This window comes from Sphingomonas ginsenosidivorax (genome assembly GCF_007995065.1).
Classification (GTDB): Bacteria; Pseudomonadota; Alphaproteobacteria; order Sphingomonadales; family Sphingomonadaceae; genus Sphingomonas; species Sphingomonas ginsenosidivorax.
This window is the reverse complement of the sequence record NZ_VOQR01000001.1, coordinates 88,566-108,485: the sequence shown is the minus strand read 5'-3', so window position 1 is coordinate 108,485 and position 19,920 is coordinate 88,566. Positions and strand designations below refer to the sequence as shown.

Annotated in this window: 20 protein-coding genes and 1 tRNA gene; 10 read left to right on the top strand and 11 right to left on the bottom strand. The window is 62.9% G+C overall.

The window, feature by feature from the left end; genetic code table 11:
• The first annotated feature begins 406 nt into the window (after positions 1 to 406).
• The 5 genes from FSB78_RS00505 (at position 407) to FSB78_RS00485 (ending at position 3,980) form a co-directional block, all read left to right on the top strand.
• Positions 407 to 1,576: a tyrosine-type recombinase/integrase gene (locus FSB78_RS00505; RefSeq protein WP_147079023.1), complete on the top strand. Its 1,170-nt coding sequence runs from the start codon at positions 407 to 409 to the stop codon at positions 1,574 to 1,576.
• A gap of 65 nt (positions 1,577 to 1,641) precedes the next feature.
• Positions 1,642 to 1,848 carry a helix-turn-helix domain-containing protein gene (locus tag FSB78_RS00500; protein WP_147079021.1) on the top strand — a complete coding sequence of 69 codons (207 nt, stop codon included), beginning with the start codon at positions 1,642 to 1,644 and terminating at the stop codon, positions 1,846 to 1,848.
• A 712-nt stretch (positions 1,849 to 2,560) separates the two neighbouring features.
• Entirely contained in the window at positions 2,561 to 2,746 is a 186-nt protein-coding gene (locus FSB78_RS00495) for a helix-turn-helix transcriptional regulator (RefSeq protein ID WP_147079019.1), read from the top strand.
• Positions 2,743 to 3,222, top strand: coding sequence for a hypothetical protein (locus tag FSB78_RS00490; protein ID WP_147079017.1), 480 nt, complete (start codon positions 2,743 to 2,745; stop codon positions 3,220 to 3,222). The genes FSB78_RS00495 and FSB78_RS00490 overlap by 4 nt, the downstream gene beginning before the upstream one ends.
• Before the next feature lie 260 nt (positions 3,223 to 3,482).
• Positions 3,483 to 3,980 carry a hypothetical protein gene (locus tag FSB78_RS00485; protein WP_147079015.1) on the top strand — a complete coding sequence of 166 codons (498 nt, stop codon included), beginning with the start codon at positions 3,483 to 3,485 and terminating at the stop codon, positions 3,978 to 3,980.
• Between the two features lie 115 nt (positions 3,981 to 4,095).
• Here the strand turns inward: FSB78_RS00485 and FSB78_RS00480 are convergent, their stop codons facing one another.
• Entirely contained in the window at positions 4,096 to 4,731 is a 636-nt protein-coding gene (locus FSB78_RS00480; protein WP_147079013.1) for a GIY-YIG nuclease family protein, read from the bottom strand.
• Between the two features lie 116 nt (positions 4,732 to 4,847).
• Between FSB78_RS00480 and FSB78_RS00475 the strand changes: the two genes are divergently transcribed.
• The 4 genes from FSB78_RS00475 (at position 4,848) to FSB78_RS00460 (ending at position 10,374) form a co-directional block, all read left to right on the top strand.
• Positions 4,848 to 8,345 (top strand): class I SAM-dependent DNA methyltransferase, encoded by a 3,498-nt coding sequence (locus FSB78_RS00475; RefSeq protein WP_147079011.1) that lies wholly within the window; start codon positions 4,848 to 4,850, stop codon positions 8,343 to 8,345.
• Between the two features lie 119 nt (positions 8,346 to 8,464).
• Positions 8,465 to 8,797, top strand: coding sequence for a hypothetical protein (locus FSB78_RS00470; RefSeq protein WP_147079009.1), 333 nt, complete (start codon positions 8,465 to 8,467; stop codon positions 8,795 to 8,797).
• A complete protein-coding gene (locus FSB78_RS00465; RefSeq protein WP_147079007.1) occupies positions 8,794 to 9,282 on the top strand; it encodes an ImmA/IrrE family metallo-endopeptidase in 489 nt (162 codons plus the stop codon). Before FSB78_RS00470 ends, FSB78_RS00465 begins: the two co-directional genes overlap by 4 nt.
• 15 nt (positions 9,283 to 9,297) lie before the next feature.
• Positions 9,298 to 10,374, top strand: a complete 1,077-nt coding sequence (locus FSB78_RS00460) for a beta family protein (protein ID WP_147079005.1) — start codon at positions 9,298 to 9,300, stop codon at positions 10,372 to 10,374.
• Here FSB78_RS00460 and FSB78_RS00455 read toward each other — a convergent pair.
• Both FSB78_RS00455 and FSB78_RS00450 read right to left on the bottom strand, forming a co-directional pair.
• Positions 10,366 to 10,986: a hypothetical protein gene (locus FSB78_RS00455; protein ID WP_147079003.1), complete on the bottom strand. Its 621-nt coding sequence runs from the start codon at positions 10,984 to 10,986 to the stop codon at positions 10,366 to 10,368. The two genes, FSB78_RS00460 and FSB78_RS00455, sit on opposite strands and share 9 nt — an antisense overlap.
• 282 nt (positions 10,987 to 11,268) lie before the next feature.
• Positions 11,269 to 11,359: transfer RNA gene (locus FSB78_RS00450), tRNA-Ser, on the bottom strand.
• A gap of 87 nt (positions 11,360 to 11,446) precedes the next feature.
• Between FSB78_RS00450 and FSB78_RS00445 the strand changes: the two genes are divergently transcribed.
• The gene (locus tag FSB78_RS00445; protein WP_147079001.1) at positions 11,447 to 12,304 is read left to right on the top strand and encodes a peptidylprolyl isomerase; all 858 of its coding nucleotides are present in this window, start codon (positions 11,447 to 11,449) and stop codon (positions 12,302 to 12,304) included.
• A gap of 17 nt (positions 12,305 to 12,321) precedes the next feature.
• Here the strand turns inward: FSB78_RS00445 and FSB78_RS00440 are convergent, their stop codons facing one another.
• The 8 genes from FSB78_RS00440 to cyoB form a co-directional block, all read right to left on the bottom strand.
• Positions 12,322 to 13,188 (bottom strand): pirin family protein, encoded by an 867-nt coding sequence (locus FSB78_RS00440; protein ID WP_147078999.1) that lies wholly within the window; start codon positions 13,186 to 13,188, stop codon positions 12,322 to 12,324.
• A 10-nt stretch (positions 13,189 to 13,198) separates the two neighbouring features.
• Complete coding sequence (locus tag FSB78_RS00435; RefSeq protein ID WP_147078997.1) at positions 13,199 to 14,008, bottom strand: DODA-type extradiol aromatic ring-opening family dioxygenase; 810 nt, start codon at positions 14,006 to 14,008, stop codon at positions 13,199 to 13,201.
• A 60-nt stretch (positions 14,009 to 14,068) separates the two neighbouring features.
• Positions 14,069 to 14,602, bottom strand: a complete 534-nt coding sequence (locus FSB78_RS00430) for a response regulator transcription factor (protein WP_147078995.1) — start codon at positions 14,600 to 14,602, stop codon at positions 14,069 to 14,071.
• On the bottom strand, positions 14,599 to 15,915 hold the full coding sequence (locus FSB78_RS00425) for an ATP-binding protein (protein WP_147078993.1): 1,317 nt from the start codon (positions 15,913 to 15,915) through the stop codon (positions 14,599 to 14,601). Before FSB78_RS00425 ends, FSB78_RS00430 begins: the two co-directional genes overlap by 4 nt.
• A gap of 259 nt (positions 15,916 to 16,174) precedes the next feature.
• Positions 16,175 to 16,867 carry an SURF1 family protein gene (locus tag FSB78_RS00420; protein WP_199743089.1) on the bottom strand — a complete coding sequence of 231 codons (693 nt, stop codon included), beginning with the start codon at positions 16,865 to 16,867 and terminating at the stop codon, positions 16,175 to 16,177.
• Complete coding sequence (gene cyoD / locus FSB78_RS00415) at positions 16,864 to 17,277, bottom strand: cytochrome o ubiquinol oxidase subunit IV (RefSeq protein ID WP_147078991.1); 414 nt, start codon at positions 17,275 to 17,277, stop codon at positions 16,864 to 16,866. The genes FSB78_RS00420 and cyoD overlap by 4 nt, the downstream gene beginning before the upstream one ends.
• Entirely contained in the window at positions 17,274 to 17,906 is a 633-nt protein-coding gene (cyoC, locus tag FSB78_RS00410) for a cytochrome o ubiquinol oxidase subunit III (RefSeq protein WP_147078989.1), read from the bottom strand. Before cyoC ends, cyoD begins: the two co-directional genes overlap by 4 nt.
• A 4-nt stretch (positions 17,907 to 17,910) precedes the next feature.
• A complete protein-coding gene (gene cyoB, locus FSB78_RS00405; protein ID WP_147078987.1) occupies positions 17,911 to 19,911 on the bottom strand; it encodes a cytochrome o ubiquinol oxidase subunit I in 2,001 nt (666 codons plus the stop codon).
• Between the last annotated feature and the right edge of the window lie 9 nt (positions 19,912 to 19,920).

Genomic DNA, 19,920 nt, shown 5'->3' with positions numbered 1-19,920 from the left:
GCAACCAAGCCGATCACCATTGACGCCCGGTTAAAGCGTAAGCCCGGGCCATCGGGAGGATTCCGTACTACCCGTTCAACGACATGAACCAGGAACGGTTCGACGCCGGATTGCCGCGACCCAACCCCTCTCCGAAGTACGGCCAGCCCTCCGGGTATCAAGCGACAGGGGCCGCACTCCGGCGGATCAGGAGCGATAGGGTTGCCATCCTAGACGGCAACGCGCACCGAGAGCGCTAAATGGCGGAGCGGGAGTCCTCCATACCTGTGATCGTCAATGACCGGGTTCCATCACGTACCCCGCAGAAGTCCTAAGGTTTTACCAGGTACTTTCCACGACTGACCGTTGACGACCAGCCACAACCACGTAGAAGTGTGGGGCTGAATGTGGGGCTAAGGACGCGGAAGTGGGCAACCTAACGGTCATCAAGGTCAAGTCGATCAAGGACGCAGGCCGGCACTCAGATGGCAACGGCTTGCTGCTTGTCGTCAAGGACAGCGGTGCGAAGTCGTGGCTTCTGCGGGCACAGGCCAACGGCAAGCGCAGAGACATCGGGTTGGGCACGTATCCGGCCGTGTCATTGGCTGATGCTCGTGAGGCTGCGGCACAGGCCCGTAAGCAGATGCGGGCAGGAGAAGACCCTGTCGCGGCCAAGCAGGCAGCACGGAAGGCCGCTGCCGTCATTCCGACGTTCCGGGTCGCTGCCGAGACCGTCCATGGCGAGCAGAAGGGCGATTGGGTGAACGACAAGCATCGTTCGCAATGGATCAACACCCTGACGACATTCGCTTTCCCGGCCATCGGTTCCCAACCTCTCAACAAGGTGACCAGTGCAGACGTGCTCGACGTGCTCAAACCCATCTGGCAGACCAAACCTGAGACAGCACGTCGCGTCCTTCAACGGATCGGGAAGGTGCTCGACTGGGGGTATTCGAGGGGACATTGCCCGAGCGAAGCCCCGATGCGATCGATCCGCGCTGGCCTACCCCGGCAGACGAAGAGGCCGGAGCACTTCGAGTCACTGCCTCATAAGGATGTGGGGGCGCTGATGACCAAGCTGGAGCAGAACGACACCGCTGGCCGCCTTGCCCTTCGTTTTCTCATCCTCACCGCTGCCCGATCGGGTGAGGTACGGGGCGCAACGTGGGATGAGATTACGGACGGCGTTTGGACCGTCCCAGCTTCCCGAATGAAAGCCAAGAAGGAGCACGTAGTGCCGCTGTCCGCAGCCGCCGTCGCGGTGCTTGAGACGGCCAAGAAACTGCGCAAGGGCGTCGCCGGCGAACCGATCTTCCCCGGACCCAGCAGCCATAAACCTTTAAGCGATATGACCCTGACTAAGGTCCTGCGGACTGAGACGCGGGACAAGTCGACAGTGCATGGCTTCCGGTCCAGCTTTCGAGACTGGGCGGCAGAGTGTACATCATTTCCCAGTGAGGTTGCTGAGACGGCTCTTGCGCATGCCATCCCCGACAAGGTCGTCGCCGCATACCGGCGCACCAACTATCTTGAGAAGCGTCGCGACATGATGGCGGATTGGGCCAGCTACGTCGCAGTTATCAAAAGTACAGCGTAGTTCTCGTTATACAGACTGTCGAATGCAGGCGAACTCGCTAGACGAGCGCTCGGAGGCGAACAGCTATGAACGACACTGAACACCGCGATCGACTTGGGCGACTGGCATATAGCGTTGATGAGGCTGCCGCTGTCGTCGGCCTCAGCAAGACCACGCTCTATAACCTTATGGGGGCCAATCAGCTCGCGTTTTGTAAGGTGGGTAAGCGCCGCATCATCCGCAGTGTGGATCTTGAAGCTCTGATCAGCGGCCCGAGTAGCGTGGCGGCATAGTGTTTAGTTCATGTAGGCCCGCCGTAGAGCATCTTGTTCAGCCTCACGTTGACGTCGCTCAGTCTCTAGTCGCCGGCGCTCGTACTCTGAAGGCCTGTGAGCAAGGACGAACGCCTCGGCGGCTTCGATAGACATGTGCGACGACGTCGCGACCAGTTTAGCATACTCGCGATCCTCAGCGTTCAGTGGCGGCGGACCCGTGTGCACTGGCGAGGGAAGAAGCGAATTACATGTTATAATTATCGCCACGACAACGAGGCCCCAGCGTCCCAGTTTCTCGCCGAGCGGCAAGCCACCCTTCGCCGCGCGCTCCGCCTTGAGGCGCTCTTGGATCATTATGCGTCGAACGTGATCGCTCATATCTTCCTCCCGTATCGGAGGCCGCCCGGTCGAGCCGGGCGTTCGTAACGCAAGCTCTCGCCAGCGCGCATGCACCTTTATCGGCAGAGCCGACTGGACATACGCGCATGCCACCCGGCCACGAAACTGTGACCGGCCGAGAGCTTTTGAGGTTACGACGCCTCCCGCTGGGGACTGACCCAACGTGCCTACAATGTGGCAGATAACGGGCCAGGCATCAACAGCGGCAAATATCGATACATCATATGTAGAACTATCTGCACAACCGCGCACAACCACTACCGCCTTGCTATATTCATGAAGAACACATCACGTCATAGCTCCGTTTGTCACACTTCATACGGAGAAAAAAATGACTGAAACAGTATTCTTGACCGAGGCAGGTGCTGCCAAGTACCTAAGACTTTCACAGGCCACCCTATCGCGGTGGCGATCCATTGGTTCCCGAGGCCCTGCATATCGTAAATTTGGTGGGGCCGTTCGCTACGCGAAGGCCGATCTTGACCACTACGCCGACAATGCGGGAGTTCAGCAATGACCGGTGACACCCGTGGCCCCGCTCAGATCACCCGCCGTGGTGACGAGTTCTTCCGGACTGCTCGACCAATGTGCGACAGTAACGCTTATTATTTGAAGATCGGTCAAACGGATTGGCATGGACCATTCCCGTTTGAAGGTGAATGGGCGCGCGAGATCCATCACGTTGCAGACCGTGGCAAGCGGTCCGCGGCGAAGCTCGCCCTGACGGGAGTTCACTTCCATATCCGGATAGTCGGCGCGTTTATCCGCACCCGTCGGCTGGCGGACAAGCCGTCCCACAAAAAGCTGGCCGACTGGGCACAGCTGCTGGTCGGTCAATCAATGATGCTGAACCCCTACCCTACACCCGCCGACGTTGAGTTGGGCCGGACTCGTGTCGCGTATATGCGGCACAACAAGTGCGGCACATTCCGCTGTTGGACCGATGATGCCGACGGCGCTCTTTGGGTGGAGCGCCTGACGGCCCCGCCATGAGTCTCCGGACGGATGCGCGTTCTTGATCCGTTCCATTTGGGCGATGCCCACTCGCGTCCTAGAAACGGTACAATCTAGTTCCCTTACCCTTTTTCTTACATATGCCTTTTAGAGATAGAAGAGGAAGTAGATATAAGGGTAGTAGAATTAGATTGGCAGTGTTTCTAAGAGCGAGTGGCCCCGCTCCCATCAAGGAGAGTTCTAAAACTAGACTATTATGGAGCGAGAATAGCCCGCTTCTCAATAAAAGCGAGACTGCCATGACACGGACGTACCCCTTCAATGACCTGTTCGATTTGCCCGTCGGCGGCGAGATGATCATTACCCCCAACAACAACGAGGCGCCGCAGGCCGCACTCGAACGGCTCAAACTGCGAGCATGTAAGTGGAAGGCGCAAGACCGCGCCTACCGCATGCGGATCGACGGCAGCGTGATCCGCGCACAGCGCACGCCGCCCGGGCGCAACGGCAAGCTATCTGACTGGCTGCTGATGAAGGCTGGTGACCGTCTGCTATTAAAAACCAAACCGACCGTCACCGACATTAAGAAGGCATGGGGGACTGCGGTACACTTGTCCTCCACGTCCACGGCCGAGTCGAGATCGAGAGTGCTTCACAAGGGCATGTGGCACACTGCACTTGATACTCAAGGCCGGCTCTTCGCACTGTGCGTGGAAGACAGGGATGGCGTGATGATGCCCGGCATGATCGAAATCGTTGGCCCGTCCGAGGTGGGCTGGTTCGGCGAATGGCCCTGAGGCGGCCTAGGGAGATCGTGAGACGCAATCTCCTGCGATCTGGCACCTGACACCGCCGCGCCGCCGATCAGCCGCCCTGAAGAATCTGAGCGCCGTTCTCCCAGCACGCTCGCTTCTACTCCCCCTCGTCTTCCAGCTCCGCCTCCGACACCAAGCCCATCTGAGACAGCTTCACGCCTTCATACTCCCAATATGCCATTCCGTTAAACGTCGCCCAGTCATACCCCATGTCATGGAGCGCGAGCCGCGCGGCGGCGGTCGGGCTTGCCGTTTCTCCACGGAACAGGACCTTTCGGGGCTGCACTACGGTACATGCGATTTCCGGGTCCTTCGTGAACGTAAGCGTGGCGCCAATGGGCACGTTCAAGCTGGTGAATGTTCGCACCTCACGGCGCCGCCGCAGCTGCTCAATCTCACGTCGTTCCGCGGGGTCGATCGACTGCTCAGTGTCCGACACATCGACTCTGCTGCCCGCGACCAGCTCTATGATCGCCTTGGCTAGGTCTGGATCGATCGTGAAGAACTCGCGATTACGGCGCGCCCGCTTTTCGCCGAAGACAAAGTGCAGCGTTCGTTCGAGCTTCGCACAGTCGGGAACGGTCGCTGCGTAGTAGCACTCGAACGGCACCGGAATTGACGTGTTATCAAGCTGACGCACTCGATCGCCTACGTCCTCGTTCCGTGTCAGCCCGATTTTCACGTAACCAGGCATGGCCTCGTTCGTGAGAATATATACAATTCCAGCGCTCACGTTCACCCCACCTTTGTAACGGGCCGGTTATGTGCGAGGCACGTCTTCAATGGCAATGAGCGCCATCACCGACATATAGATTTGCGGGACGAGAACGGGGAGTTACGCTCAGCGCTATGACCACCACGGCTACCGAGATCGACGCGTTCATAGGGCATTGGCGCGAGACCGGTGGGTCGGAACTCGCGAACACGCAGAGCTTCATGAACGCCCTGTGCCGGCTGATCGGCGTCGAGCCGCCGCACGGCAGTCGTGCCGATGACGCCCACAACGACTACGTGTTCGAGCGGCGCGTGTTTCAGGACAACGGCGACGGCTCTGTCAGCTTCGGCCGCATTGATGCCTACAAGCGCGGTGCGTTCATTCTTGAAGCCAAGCAGGGCAGCGACGCCGACCGGGCCGCCGCCGAGCGTGGCGAGGATGATCTGGACCTGTTCGGACAGACGGCCACCGCACGCATGAAGCGCGGCACTGCGCGTCGCGGCACACCGGGCTGGGCGAAGGCGATGGTGCAGGCGAAAGGACAGGCTGAACGCTACGCCAAGGCACTCCCCGTCGATCATGGCTGGCCGCCGTTCCTGCTGATCGCGGACATTGGCTATTGCATTGAGGTCTATGCCGACTTCACCGGCAGCGGGAAGGCCTACGCACAGTTTCCCGACCGGTCTCGCTATCGCATTATGCTTGAGGACCTGCGTGACGAGGACGTGCGCAAGCGTCTCGCTTCTATCTGGACCGAACCCGCCAGCCTCGACCCGTCCACACAGGCCGCACGAGTCACTCGCGAAGTCGCGGACCTACTCGCCACCGTCTCCCGCCGCCTTGAAGGGCGGGGTCATACCCCCGACGCCGTCAGCAGCTTCCTGTCCCGAATCCTGTTCACGATGTTCGCTGAGGATACCGGCGTGCTGTTGCCGCAGGACAGCTTCAAAACGTTGCTGCGCGGCCAGCTCGATCATCCGGAACACCTGCACAACCAGCTGTCCGCATTGTGGGAGGCGATGGACAAGGGCGTGTTCGCACCGGCCCTCGGCATCCCGGTAAAGCGCTTCAACGGCTACCTCTTCAAGGACACTGCTGCGCTGCCGCTGGAGAAGGTTGAGTTGGAGGTGCTGATCGAGGCGTCGCTGAAAGACTGGACGGAGGTCGAGCCGGCGATCTTCGGCACATTGCTCGAACACGCGCTAAAACCAAAGGAGCGCGCAAAGCTGGGCGCTCACTACACCCCCCGCGCCTACGTAGAGCGGCTGGTGGGGCCGACGATCATCGAGCCCCTAAGGTCCGACTGGGCAGGCGTCCGCGTCGCAGCAACTGAACTGATCGATCAAGGCAAGCCCGACGAGGCGAGGCGAACAGTGGAAGCCTTCCACGGCAAGCTGGCGGGTACACGCGTGCTCGACCCCGCCTGCGGCACCGGCAACTTTCTCTATGTCGCGATGGCGCGCATGAAGGAGTTAGAGGGCGAGGTTCTGGACCTGCTCGTTGACCTTGGCGACGATCAATATCTTGCTGAGTTGACGGGCCACACGATCACGCCTGAGAACTTTCTTGGTATCGAGATCAACCCACGCGCTGCCTCTATCGCCCAATTGGTGCTCTGGATCGGCTATCTCCAATGGCATTTCCGCGTGAACGGCAAAGACCGTGCGCCGCCGGAGCCGATCCTGCGCGATATCCGCACCATCGAGAACCGCGACGCGCTAATCGAATGGGACGCCCGAGAGTTGGAGCGCGACGAGACGGGCGTGCCGGTGTCGCGCTGGGACGGGGAGACCATGAAGGCGCACGCGGTCACGGGGAAGCTCGTACCCGACGAGACGGCTCGGGTGGAAGTGTACCGCTACGTCAAGCCACGCGCGGCCAAGTGGCCAGCAGCGAGTTTTATCATCGGGAACCCGCCATTCGTTTCGAGTAGAGAAACGCGAGAACTGCTTGGCGACGGCTATGCCGACGCCTTGCGAGCCGCCTTCCCTAGCGTCCCCGGCAACGTCGACCTCGTCATGTACTTTTGGAACGAAGCCGCGCAGCTTCTACGGGAAGGTACTCGTCGATTCGGCTTGATCGCAACTAGCCGCATGAGGATGGAACAAAATCGAGAGGTCACGATCCATGCTCTAGGGAACGATCTTGAAATTATTTTTGCCATTCCTGACCATCCTTGGGCAGGGAAGGATGCCGACGCCGGAGTGCGGGTGGCATTCACAGTCGTAGCCCTGGCAGGTCAACCCTCAAAACTGCTTCTGATCAGCCCCGATCACGACAATCCGAAAGGCCGGATCCCTGACGGGACAGTTTTGGATCAAAGCGACCTAATTGCATCGCAGCGAGCCCTGATTCCTGCTGATCTCTCACCGTCTGTGGACACTTCCAAACTGAAAGAATTAGGGGCGTGGGATCGTATCGTACACGCAGGCATGAAGCCTTATGCGAAGTCTCTGATCCTGACTGACGACCAAGCGAAACGAATTTTCGCAGATGAGGAACAGCTTGGCATATTTGCGCCACCTTATCTTAATGGAAAGGATGTCGCTCGAAAATCGCGGGAAGTTCGTGTGCTGGACTTCAATCTCTTGACTACCGAAGAGGCGGTGCGAAATGTGTCGGAGTCAGCCTATCAGTACCTTGTGAATCACACAAAGCCCCAGCGTAGCCAAGAACGTAATCTTCGTCTTCGGAATGAATGGTGGAGATTCGAGGCCTCGCGAGAGGAATTGAGAGCTGGCTTGAAAGACCTCGATTCTTATATTGTTACTGTCGAAAACTCACCCATTCGCTATTTCGTTTTTATCAACTCAAGTACGCTTCCGGACCAAAAACTTCGATGCATCGCGACCGAAGATCCTTACGTTCTGGGTGTACTCAGCTCACGTTTTCACGCTCTCTTTTCAGCCCGACTTGGCGGGCGTCACGGAATTGGGAACACTCCGGTCTACAACACCAAATGTGCGACCACGTTCGCGTTTCCAGCTGAGATCGGCGACCCTCTCAGGTCTCGTATCGGCGCCGAAGCCAGCGCTCTCGACGCCCTTCGTAAGCGCGTGATGGCTGAACATGCCGACCTGACGCTGACCAAGCTCTACAACGTCCTTGAAGCCATGCGCCAAGGCCGCGCGCTCACGTCGCAGGAGCGCGACATTCACGATAGGGGCCTCGTTACGCTGATATGCCAGCACCACGATGCGATCGACGAAGGCGTAGCGGACGCCTATGGCTGGGGCGACGAGCATCGTGCGCGCACACTGGACGAGGAGACCATTCTCACCCGCCTCGTAGCGTTAAATAAGGAGCGCGCCGCCGAAGAGGCAGGCGGCCTGATCCGTTATTTGCGTCCAGAATTTCAAGACCCGGGCCACCGAGCCCCGGTCTCTGGGACATTCGATCTCAGGGAGAGCGCCGCCATCGTGCCCGACAACGTCGTCCTATGGCCCGCGACGCTGCCCGAGCAAGTAGGCGCGGTGCAACAGGTCCTCGCTGCGTCCAGCGCGCCGCTAGCGGCTCAGGACATCGCACGCAGCTTCAAAGGGAAGCGGGCGGCCACGGTCCGCCCAGTGCTCGACGCACTAGCTGGCCTCGGGATGGCACGCCGGTTAAAAGATGGACGTTACGCAGCATGACTAACCGTAGCCGCTCGCGGCTCGACAGCCTCCGATCCTTCCTGTGGGCGGGACTTGGCGCACTCATCGGAGGCGCAGTTGTATGGATCGGCCAAGCCGGCACCTTTCATCTACGCCCCGTGGACATGTCGTACGCTGACCTTGCCGCCACACTCCTTTCGGCCGTCGGCGTCATTGTGGCCATCTTTGGTGGTATTCTCGCCATCGCAGCCTTGTGGGGGTTCAATCAGCTAAAACGAGACGCCATTACCGCCGCCGAGACAGCAGGATCGAGCGAGGTTCGGGAACAGATTGAGAACGGGGCGATTAGGGAGTATATAAAGGGTGAAATCGAACGGCTGACCGTTGAGGAAGTAAATTCCGAGCGGATGGATCAGCGGATTAAGCGGCGCGTGGACGCTGTGACATTCGGCCGCCCCGATGATGATCGACTGTTGGAGGATGAAGAATGAGTCCGGAATGGAACAGGTTGACCCCTGCCGTTCGCGTCCAGATCGAAGCGTTTCAAGACGCTCCGCCGGTTAGATTACCTGAACTGGCCCGGGCGCTCGGAGTGTCGGTAAAGGCTTCGACGCTCGGTCCGGGTATCTCCGGCGAAATACGGCCTGCCGACGACGGTGGCTTTGTCATTCGTATCAACCGGCACGATCCGCCCAAGCGTCAGCGCTTTACTGTGGCTCATGAGCTTGCGCACTTCCTACTGCACAGCGATGAGATCGGCAATGGTATCGAAGATGACGTGTTATACCGGTCCAGTCTGTCTGATCGCCGTGAGCAGCAAGCTAATCGGTTAGCTGCAGATATACTTATGCCGGGCGATTTGGTTGCTGAGGCACGAGAGGCGGCCGAGGAAAAGGGCGTTGGTGATGTAGTTCTATATCTCGCCGATCTCTTCGCCGTGTCCGAAGCTGCAATGCGGATCAAGATCGGGCAATAGCGGGGAGAGAATTTGGTGGCCGTTGACTGGAGCGATATTCCCTACCTACCAATGCTGTCGATACGTCCAGCTGAGATGAGGGCGTTAGAAGAGCTGCCGGGCCTGACGAAGGACCGACTTCTTCCTATCATCCATCTTCGCCCTTGGGTGGGAGCTCACCGGCTTGAAAGCGCAACAGATCGGATTGCTCAGGCCTATGGGAACCGCCGCGTCGTCATAGCAATGGGGGAAAGGGAGCAGGCGAATGAGCGGCCGGTACATAGCCAACTAGAGACGTTGCGTCAGCCGGCGCACGGCTTTCGCGAATGGTGTCAATTCTTCGACGCAAATCAAGACTACGTCCCGGCCATCCAGTTTTCACCGGACGTGCCGCAGGAGGAAGCGCAGATAGCGCGACTGTACGGCATGGATCGGGGGTTAGTCGTGATCATAGAGCGACCTGCGTTTGGAGCGATAGCCTTGATCGCCCGACGGGTCGGCGAACGATCAGGCGGCGGCCAAGGCGTATGCTTCGTGATCGACTTCGGCGTCGCGAGCCGTGATCACTTACAGGTAGCAGCGATCGCTACGGGCTACGTTAACACCATACGCGAACACGCGCCGTACTCTCACGTCGCGCTTTCTGCATCGTCATTTCCCGATAGCTTCGTTGGTATAAGCGAGCAGCCAATCTATGAGCGACGCCTGTTCGATACCATGCCAAGCCGCGAGCAACTGATCTACAGTGATAGAGGAAGCGCGCGGGTGGAACGGCAGACCGGCGGAGGCGGCGCGCCGGCGCCTCGCGTTGATTACCCGCTCTTCGACTTATGGGATTTTTATCGATCTGATTTGTCTGGGGCTTTAGAACCCGAAGTGCGGTTGGAGGAATACCAAAGCCAAGCGGCGGCCGTTATGGCTTCCACCAACTGGAATGCCGCTTTGCGCGTTTGGGGAACGCAGATGATTGAACGCACGGCTGCTGGCGACTCCTCAGCGATCAGCAATCCTCAGAAAGCCACCGCCGCCCGGATCAATTTGCACCTGCAATTGCAGACATTCTACAACGCACCTGACGCCGCCGAGGACACCGACGAGGATTGGTCAGGCTGAGGCGAACACCGGGCCGTCCTGCGCTGCCAGCCAGTGAGCCCAGCGAGCGTCACGTTCAGCAGCAAGCCGGCGAGCCTGTTCGCGTCCATCAGTAAACCGACTGAGAAGGGGCAAGTCATCCGGCCGGATCGATCGCCCCGCTACGGCGGACCAAAATCGCTGACTGGTTCCAGCGTACCGCGCCATGATCGCGGTGCGAAAATCGCCCTTGCGGCGCTCGGCTTGCGTCATCACCGCGGCTAGCCTCGCGTCCTTGATGACATTGACCGCGCCGGGCTTGACCATGCGCAGTGTACCATTGCTGTCGTACGTCCAGAGCGCAGCCCCATGCAGATGCGCCGCCGTCACGTTGGGGACGTGACAGGGAGCGACAATCGCAACCGCGTGGTTAAAGTGCTGGCAGTAAGCCTCCATCTGTGACGCCAGACGGCGCAGAGTGTCCTTGGCGGTTTTAATTTCCAGGCCGATCGTGGTTTCCGCGAACACTGCAAGGTCCGCCCGCACTCCGCTGCTACCGAGCGTGAACTCAGCCGTGACGATGGGCTTGGCGCGGCGACCGGTGGCCGCCCGCACGTGCGCCAACGTTGCAACTTTGACCTGTCCTTCGTCCATCGGCTCTCCCTCGACGGCGGCCGTCTGAATATCTGCTCGGGTGCAGTCAAGTAGCAAGCGAAGATATAGAATCCGAAAAACCGGAAAAATAATATGCGACCGGGCCACCTACTATCGCATCAGTGCTCGCGTTCGCTGCGAAAAAAGGGTGTTACCCTTCTAGGGCAGTCCGTCTGGTAGCAGCCGACACGGCGCCGCAGTACGGGTGTGGGGCCAAGTGTGGGGCCAAACACTGATCCCAGCGATAAAACCGAGCGAAAACAATACCTTATGGAAAGATATTGGCGGAGCGGGAGGGATTCGAACCCTCGATACGCTTTTGACGTATACTCACTTTCCAGGCGAGCGCCTTCGACCACTCGGCCACCGCTCCGCATTGCTCTGGAAGCCGCGACCTAGTGCGTGACGGCGCGGGTGGCAAGCGATTGCGTCGGACGCCGGGCTCGGGCAGTCTCGCGACATGATCCATGCCCTGCTTCTCGCCGCAACGGCAGCACAGGCGGCGCCTGCGCCCGTGCTGCCGTCCGACCCCCTGCCCGCCGACTGGGTCGCGGTCCCCGACGACGAGCTGCTCGTCTTCACGCTGGCGAACGGCAAGACCGTGACGGTGCGGCTGGCGCCCGCGGCCGCGCCGGTGCACGTCGCCAATATCCGCAAGCTGGCGGCTGCGCATTGGTGGGATGCGGGGACCAGCGTGTACCGGCTTCAGGACAATTACGTCGCGCAATGGGGCGATCCGACCGAGAAGAAGGCGCTGCCGGGCGGGATCGTCGCGAACCCGGTGCCCGAATACGAGCAGCGCGGGCCGACCGCAGTCGCCCGGCTGTCGCGCCGCGATCCCTATGCGGAATGGGCGGGGTACAGCCGCGACGGGTGGCCGCTGGCGGGGATCGGCGCGAGCCAGTGGCTGCCGCATTGCTACGGCATGGTCGGCGTCGGGCGCGACATGGCGCCGAGCACCGGCAGCGGCGCCGAGCTGTATGCGGTGATCGGTCATGGCCCGCGCGCGCTCGACCGCAACATCGCGATGGTCGGCCGCGTGGTGGAAGGGATCGAGTGGCTGTCGTCGCTGCCGCGCGGGACCGGGGACCTGGGGTTCTACAAGACGCCTGCGGAATACAGCCCGATCGTGTCGGCGCGGCTGGCGAGCGATCTACCCGCCGCCACCCGCCCGCATTTCCAGTATCGCGCGACGACCAACCCGCGCTTCGCCGCGTGGATCGCGTCGCGCGAGAACCGGGCGCCGCCGTTCTTCACGGTGCCGGCGGGCGGCGCGGACATCTGCAACGCGATGCCGCCGGTCCGCCGGACGCCCTGACGACCTGAGGCTACGCGCTAGACCACCGGAGCCGGGCCGAACAGCCCGGCCTGATAGTCGCGGATCGCCGCGCCGATCTCCTCGCGCGTGGTCATGACGAACGGGCCGTGCGCGACGACCGGCTCGCCGATCGGATCGGCATGGCCGTAGAGCAGGGTCACCGGCGCCTCTGCGGTCACGTCGATCGTGTCGCCCGCGTCGTCGAACGTCGCCAGGTGGAACGGCTTGATTCGGGTCTCGCCGACCTTCGGGCTGCCGGCGACGGTGTAGAAGAACACCGCCCTGCCCCGCGGCGCCGGCAGCGTCACCTGCGCGCCCGCATCGAGCGTGACGGTCATCATCGTCACGCCGGTCAGCGAGTCGATCGGCCCCGAACGATCGCCGAACGTCCCGGCGATCAGGTTCACCACGCCGCCTGGCACGGCGATCGCGGGAATGTCCTCGCGCTGCAGCCCGGTATAGGCGGGCTTGGTCATCTTGAGGCGGCTGGGCAGGTTGATCCAGAGCTGCAGGATCTCGAGCGGACCGCCCGCGCGCTTGAACGAGTCGGGTGAGATCTCGGCATGGATCAGTCCCGAGCCGGCGGTCATCCACTGGATCCCGCCCGCGCGGATCACGCTGTCGTGCCCGCCGCTGTCGCGGTGCGCCATCTCGCCGGTCAGGATGAAGCTGACGGTCTCGAACCCGCGATGCGGATGCGGGCCGAACGGCAGGCCGCGATTGCCCGGCGCATAGACCTGCGGGCCGTGGTGGTTGAGGAACAGGAACGGATCGACCTGCGCGAGGCCCGGCCCCGGCACGGGCCGCCGCGTGACGAGATCGGCGATGTCGTCGCGCTGCGCGGGATATTGCCGCAGGACGGTGCGGGGTACGGAACGGGTCATGGCGCTATCCTCAGGCAAAGCGATAGCCGGAGATGGCGGTGTGCATCACCAGCTCGGCATAATCGTGGACGCCGGGTGCGTCGGACGCGCCGGCCGCGACCATCAGCGGGAGCAGATGCTCCTCGGCCGGGTGCGAGAGCCTCGCCGCGGGGGCGTCGGCCCAGGCGGTGAGCGCCGCTGCACGCTCGTCGCCGGGCAGCGCGACCGCTTCGCTCAGCCAGTCGTCGAACTGCTGCGACGGCGCGGTGAAGCGCGGATCGCCATAGCCGCGCATGTTGTGGAAGCTCATGCCCGACGCGACGATCAGCACGCCCGCGTCGCGCAAGGGGGCGAGTGCGCGACCGGCGGCGAGGTGCAGCGCGGGGTCGAGATCGCGATCGACCGACATCTCGACGACGGGAATGTCGGCGTCCGGGAAGGCGACCTTCAGCGGCACGAAGACACCGTGGTCGAGACCGCGCTGCGGGTCGATGGTGGCGGTCATGCCGGCATCCTGCAGCAGCGCGGCGGCGCGCGCGGCGAGGTCGGGCGCGCCGGGGGCGTCGTAGCGCAGCTCGTAGGTATGCGCGGGGAAGCCGCCATAATCGTAGATCAGCGGTGGTCGCGCCGCGCCGGTGAACGCGAACCCGCGCGTTTCCCAATGCCCCGAGACGACGAGGATCGCGGTCGGCCGCCCGGGAAGGGTGGCGGCGATGCCGCGCAGATACGCTGCCATCCCCGTCCAGGTGCCGGCGGGATCGGGCATGAAGAAACAGGGGCCGCCGCCATGGGGGATGAACAGGCTGGGCTGGCGGATCGGCTGATCGGGGAGTGTCGTCATCTCCTGAAGATATGCACGCGCCGGCCGACCCGAAATAGCGCGTTCGGCAACGCTGCGTTGCTATTTGACCGGGCGCTTCTCGAGCTTCCGCGCCAGCGTGCGGCGGTGCATGCCGAGCCGCCGCGCGGTTTCCGAGATGTTGAACCCGGTTTCGGCGAGCGTCGTGTGGATCCGCTCCCATTCAAGCGTCTTGATCGAGGTCGGCCGTTCGGAGACCTGCGCGTCGACGCTGCCCTCGGTGCGATCAAATGCGGCTTCGATGTCGTCGGTGTTCGACGGCTTGACCAGATAATGCGCCGCGCCCAGCTTGATCGCCTCGACCGCGGTCGCGATGCTGGCGAAGCCGGTCAGCACCACGACGACAATTCCCGGATCGCGCGCGTGCAATGTCTGCACGCAGACCAGCCCCGACGCGCCGCCGAGCTTGAGGTCGACGACCGCATAGCGCGGGGTGGCGTCGGCGAGCAGCACCAGCAGGTCCTCGTGGCTCGCCGCCTGCATCACGGTGTAGCCGCGGCGTTCGAACGAGCGGCGCAGCGTGCGCGCAAAGACCTCGTCATCCTCGACGATGTACAGCAGGCCGGGTTTGCTCATGCCCCCTCCTCCATCGCGATCGCCGCGAGCGGCAGCGTCAGCGTGACCTCCGCGCCGCCATGGTCACGATTGGCGACCGACGCGGTGCCGCCGAGCTTGCGCACGACGTTGACCGCGAGGAACAGCCCCAGCCCGTGCCCGGGTTCGGCCTTGGTCGACTGATAGGGTTTGCCGAACCCGGCGATCCGCTCGGCCGAGAAGCCCGGGCCGCGGTCGCGTACCGCCAGCACCAGATGGTCGCCGCTGCGTTCGCCGCGAAAGCCGATCCAGTCGGGCGAGGCTTCGGCGGCGTTGTCGAGGATGTTGGCGATGACCTGTTTGAGCGCGGGATCGGAGACGATCTGCGGGTTGTCGCCGACGCGCGCGACATAGTCGACCTCGACGCCGGCATGCAGCGCGCGCCAATCGTCGACGATGCCGTCGAGGAACTGGTGGAGCGAGACGATCTCGGGCGCCTCGCCGCGTGCCTCGCCCGCGGCGAGCAGGATGCCGGTGACGATCGTCTTGCAGCGCTGGACCTCGGCCTGCATCTCGCCGATCTCGGCGAGCAGCCCGGGGGCGCGCGCGAGCACGGGCATCCGCCGCCAGTCCGCCAGGATCACCGCGATCGAGGCGAGCGGCGTGCCGAGCTCGTGCGCCGCGCCTGATGCGAGCAGCCCCATGCGGACGATATGGTCCTCCTCCGCGGCCTGCTGGCGCAGGTCGGCGAGATGCGTGTCGCGGCCGCGCAGGTTGGTGGTGATGCGGGTCATGAACAGCACCAGCAGCGTCGCGATCAGCGCGAAGCAGAGCAGCGACCCGATCGTGTAGAGCTCGAAGAAGCTGCCGCCATAGCCGGGCGGCAGCACCAGCGGGCGATAGCGCACCGTCAGCGCGGCGAAGCAGCAGGCGGTGACACCGACGATCGTCCAGCTCGACCAGCGATCGAGCAGCACCGCACCGAGCACGACCTGGAGCAGGTACAGCTCGATGAACGGGTTGGTCGCGCCGCCGCTGAGATAGAGCTGCACGGTCAGCAGCCCGACGTCGAACAGCATCGCGCAGAACAGCTGCGCATTGGGCCCGCGCTGCCACCCGTAGAGCGGCATGCTGGCGAGGTTGAGCACCACCGCCGCGGCCATCGCCAGCCCCATCGGCACGAGCGGCAGGTCGAAGTGCAGCACGAACCGCACGAACAGGATGGTCAGCAGCTGCCCCGCGACCGCGATCCAGCGCAGCGTGACGAGCTGGCGCATGTTGGCGCTGCCGGTCGCGTCGGTGAGCTTGGCGGCGCGGGTGAGCCAGCCCTGCCAGCCCTGGCGAGATGTGGTCATTTGATCCCGCTCGATCGAACCGCTCTCCCGCGAAGGCGGGAGTCCAGGGTTGCGGGCGCTGCCGCCTGCGGCTTCTGGGCCCCCGCCTTCGCGGGGGAACGGGCAGGATCAGGGTTGGTGCGGTCGGGCATTGGGCTGACACCACCCCGGCGGAGGCCGGGGCCCAATCGGGAAGGTCGGCGTGATAGCGGACCAATCCTCGTTACCATCGTCCCCCTATTGGGCCCCGGCCTCCGCCGGGGTGGTATGGAGGGCGGGCTCATGCCGCCACCTTGCGCCGGTCCTGGCGCACGAACACGCCGAATCCGACGAGCGTCAGGCCCGCCAGCGCGAACCAGGTCAGCATGTAGACGAGGTGGTTGTTCGGGAAGGCGATCACCGTCAGCCCCCCGACCGGGGCTCCTTCGCCGACGCGGTCCGCATCGATGAAATAGGGCGCCGCGGAAACGCCGCGCGCGCGGGCGATCGCCGCGACGTCGCGCGAATACCAGGCGCCGTGCGCGGGGTCGTTCTTGCGCAGGAAGCCGCCGCCGGGTTCGGTGATGCGCAGGTAGCCGGTGACGGTCTGCTCGCCCTGCGGCCTGGCGTGCGCGGTGCGCTGTTCGGGGCTGACATAGCCGCGGTTGACCAGCACGACGCCGCCCGACGTGCGCAGCGGGGTCATCACCCAATAGCCGCTGCCGAGCACGGTCGCCGCACGGACCAGGGTCTCGGAATCGTTGAGGAAGACGCCGCGGACGATCACGCGGCGATAGGCATCGCGCTCGGCGGTCACCTGAGCGCCCGGCCGCGGTGGCGCGACCGGCAACGCATGGGCGCGCGCGTCGACCTGTTCGATCAGCGCGAGCTTCCACGTCCGGCGGTGGACCTGCCACACGCCGAGCGCGACGAAGCCGGCGAAGATCAGCAGCGCGGCAAAGCCGACCGCGACCGTCGCCGGCTTGGTCCTCACCCCATGTCCGCCATGTTCGCCATCGGCATCATGTTGCTGTTGAGATGGAACATCACCCAGATCGAGCCGGCCAGCGTGATCACGACGAGGATGATCGTGAAGATCAGCGCCATCATCGTCCAGCCGCCCTCCGACTTGGTCGTCATGTGCAGGAAATAGATCATGTGCACGACGATCTGGATCACCGCGAACAGCATCACGACCAGCACCGCGGTCGAGGGGTCCTTGAACGCGCCCGTCATCACCGCCCAGAACGGCACCGCCGTCAGGAAGGCCGAGAGGAAGAACCCCTTCAGATAGCTGCCGCGCGTGCCGTGCGACGCGGTGTCGCCATGCGCGTGATCCTCGCCGTGCGCGCTGCCGTCACCGTGCGCGACCGACGACGTATGCGGGTTGGTATTGTCGCTCATCGCAGCATGCCCATCAGGTAGACGAAGGTGAAGACGCCGATCCAGATGACGTCGAGGAAATGCCAGAACATGCTGAGGCACAGCAGCCGGCGCTTGTTCGCGGCGATCAGCCCGTGGCGGCCGACCTGGACCATCAGCGTGACCAGCCAGACCAGGCCCATCGTGACGTGGAGGCCGTGGGTGCCGACCAGCACGAAGAAGGACGACAGGAACGCGCTGCGCGTCGGGCCTGCGCCCTCGTGGATCAGGGTGGAGAACTCGTAGAGTTCGATCGACAGGAACGCCAGGCCGAACAGCCCGGTCATCACCAGCCAGGCCTGCATCGTGCGGACCTTGCCCTCGTCCATCGCGAGCATCGCGAAGCCGTAGGTGATCGACGAGAACAGCAGCATCGCGGTGTTCACCGCGACCAGCGGCAGCTCGAACAGCTCGCGGGGGCCGGGGCCGCCCGCATAGCTGTTGCCGAGCACACCATAGGTCGCGAACAGCACCGCGAAGATGAGGCAATCGCTCATCAGGTACATCCAGAAGCCCAGCATCGTGCTGCCGCCTTCGGGATGGTCGTGCTCGTCCTCGACGTAGAAGCTCACGGGCGTGCCGTCATCCTGCTTGATGGTCTGTGCGGACATCGGCTCAGACTCCCTGTGCAGCGAGTTGACGGGTACGGGCGGCTTCGGTCGCGATCACCTCTTCCACGGGGATGTGGTAGTCGCGCTTGTAGTTGAACGTGTGCAGGATCGCAGCAGCGAAGATACCGAGCAGCGAGAGCCCCGCCAGCCACCACATGTACCAGATCATCGCGAAGCCGAACGCCACGCTCAGCCCGGCCAGGACGACGCCGGCGCCGGTGCCGCTGGGCATGTGGATCGGCTTGAAGCCGGTCGTTGGCCGTGCGTACTTGCGGTCCTTCATGTCGTACCAGGCATCCAGGTCGTGGATGATCGGCGTGAACGCGAAGTTGTACTCGGGCGGCGGCGACGAGGTCGACCATTCGAGCGTCCGGCCACCCCAGGGATCGCCGGTGTGATCGGCGAGCGCCTCGCGGTTGCGGATGCTGACGAAGATCTGGAGCAGGAAGGCACCGATGCCGACCGCGATCAACGCTGCGCCGATCGCGGCGATCACGAACCAGACCTGCAGGTTCGGGTCGTCGAAATAGCGCATCCGGCGCGTCACGCCCATCAGCCCCAGTATGTAGAGCGGCATGAAGGCGAGATAGAAGCCGACCACCCACGACCAGAAGCTGACCTTGCCCCAGAACTGGTTCAGCTTGAAGCCGAACGCCTTGGGGAACCAGTAGTTGATCCCGGCGAACACCCCGAAGATCACGCCGCCGATGATGACGTTGTGGAAGTGCGCGACGAGGAACAGCGAGTTGTGCAGCACGAAGTCGGCAGGCGGCACCGCGAGCAGCACGCCGGTCATCCCGCCGATCGTGAAGGTCACCATGAAGGCGATCGTCCACAGCATCGGCAGCTCGAAGCGGATGCGGCCGCGGTACATCGTGAACAGCCAGTTGAAGATCTTGGCCCCTGTCGGGATCGAGATGATCATCGTGGTGATCCCGAAGAACGAGTTCACGCTCGCGCCCGACCCCATCGTGAAGAAATGGTGCAGCCAGACCAGATAGGCGAGGATCGTGATGACGAGCGTCGCATAGACCATCGAGCTGTAGCCGAAGAGGCGCTTGCCCGAGAAGGTCGAGGTGACTTCCGAGAACACGCCGAAGCATGGCAGGATCAGGATGTAGACCTCCGGATGGCCCCAGATCCAGATCAGGTTGACGTACATCATCGGGTTGCCGCCGGCATCGTTCGTGAAGAACGCGGTGCCGACGTAGCGATCGAGGCTGAGCAGCGCGAGCACCGCGGTCAGCACCGGGAAGGCGGCGACGATCAGGATGTTGGTGCACAGCGCGGTCCAGGTGAAGATCGGCATCTTCATGAAGCCCATGCCCGGCGCGCGCATCTTGACGATCGTCGCGATCAGGTTGACGCCGGACAGCAAGGTCCCGACGCCCGCGATCTGCAAAGCCCAGATGTAATAGTCGACGCCGACATCGGGTGAATAGGCAAGCCCCGACAGCGGCGGCATCGCCAGCCAGCCGGTCCGCGCGAACTCGCCGATGAACAGCGACATCATCACGATGACCGCGCCGGCCGTCGTCATCCAGAAGCTGAAATTGTTGAGGAACGGGAACGACACGTCGCGCGCGCCGATCTGCAACGGGACGACGTAGTTCATGAGGCCCGTCACGAACGGCATCGCGACGAAGAAGATCATGATCACGCCGTGCGCGGTGAAGACCTGGTCATAGTGATGCGCGGTCAGGAACCCTTCGTTCCCGTTGAACGCCATCGCCTGTTGCGCGCGCATCATGATCGCGTCGGAGAACCCGCGCAGCAGCATGACGATCGCGAGGATCATGTACATGATCCCGATCTTCTTGTGATCGACGCTGGTGAACCACTGGTTCCACAGGTGACCCCAGAGCTTGAAATAGGTCAGCGCCGCGAGCAGCCCCGCGCCGCCGATGGCGACGACGACGAACGTGCCCATCACGATCGGCTCGTGCAGCGGCAGCGATTCCAGGGAGAGGCGGCCGAAGATGGTCTTCAGCAAGGTATCGGACATTTTGGTTCT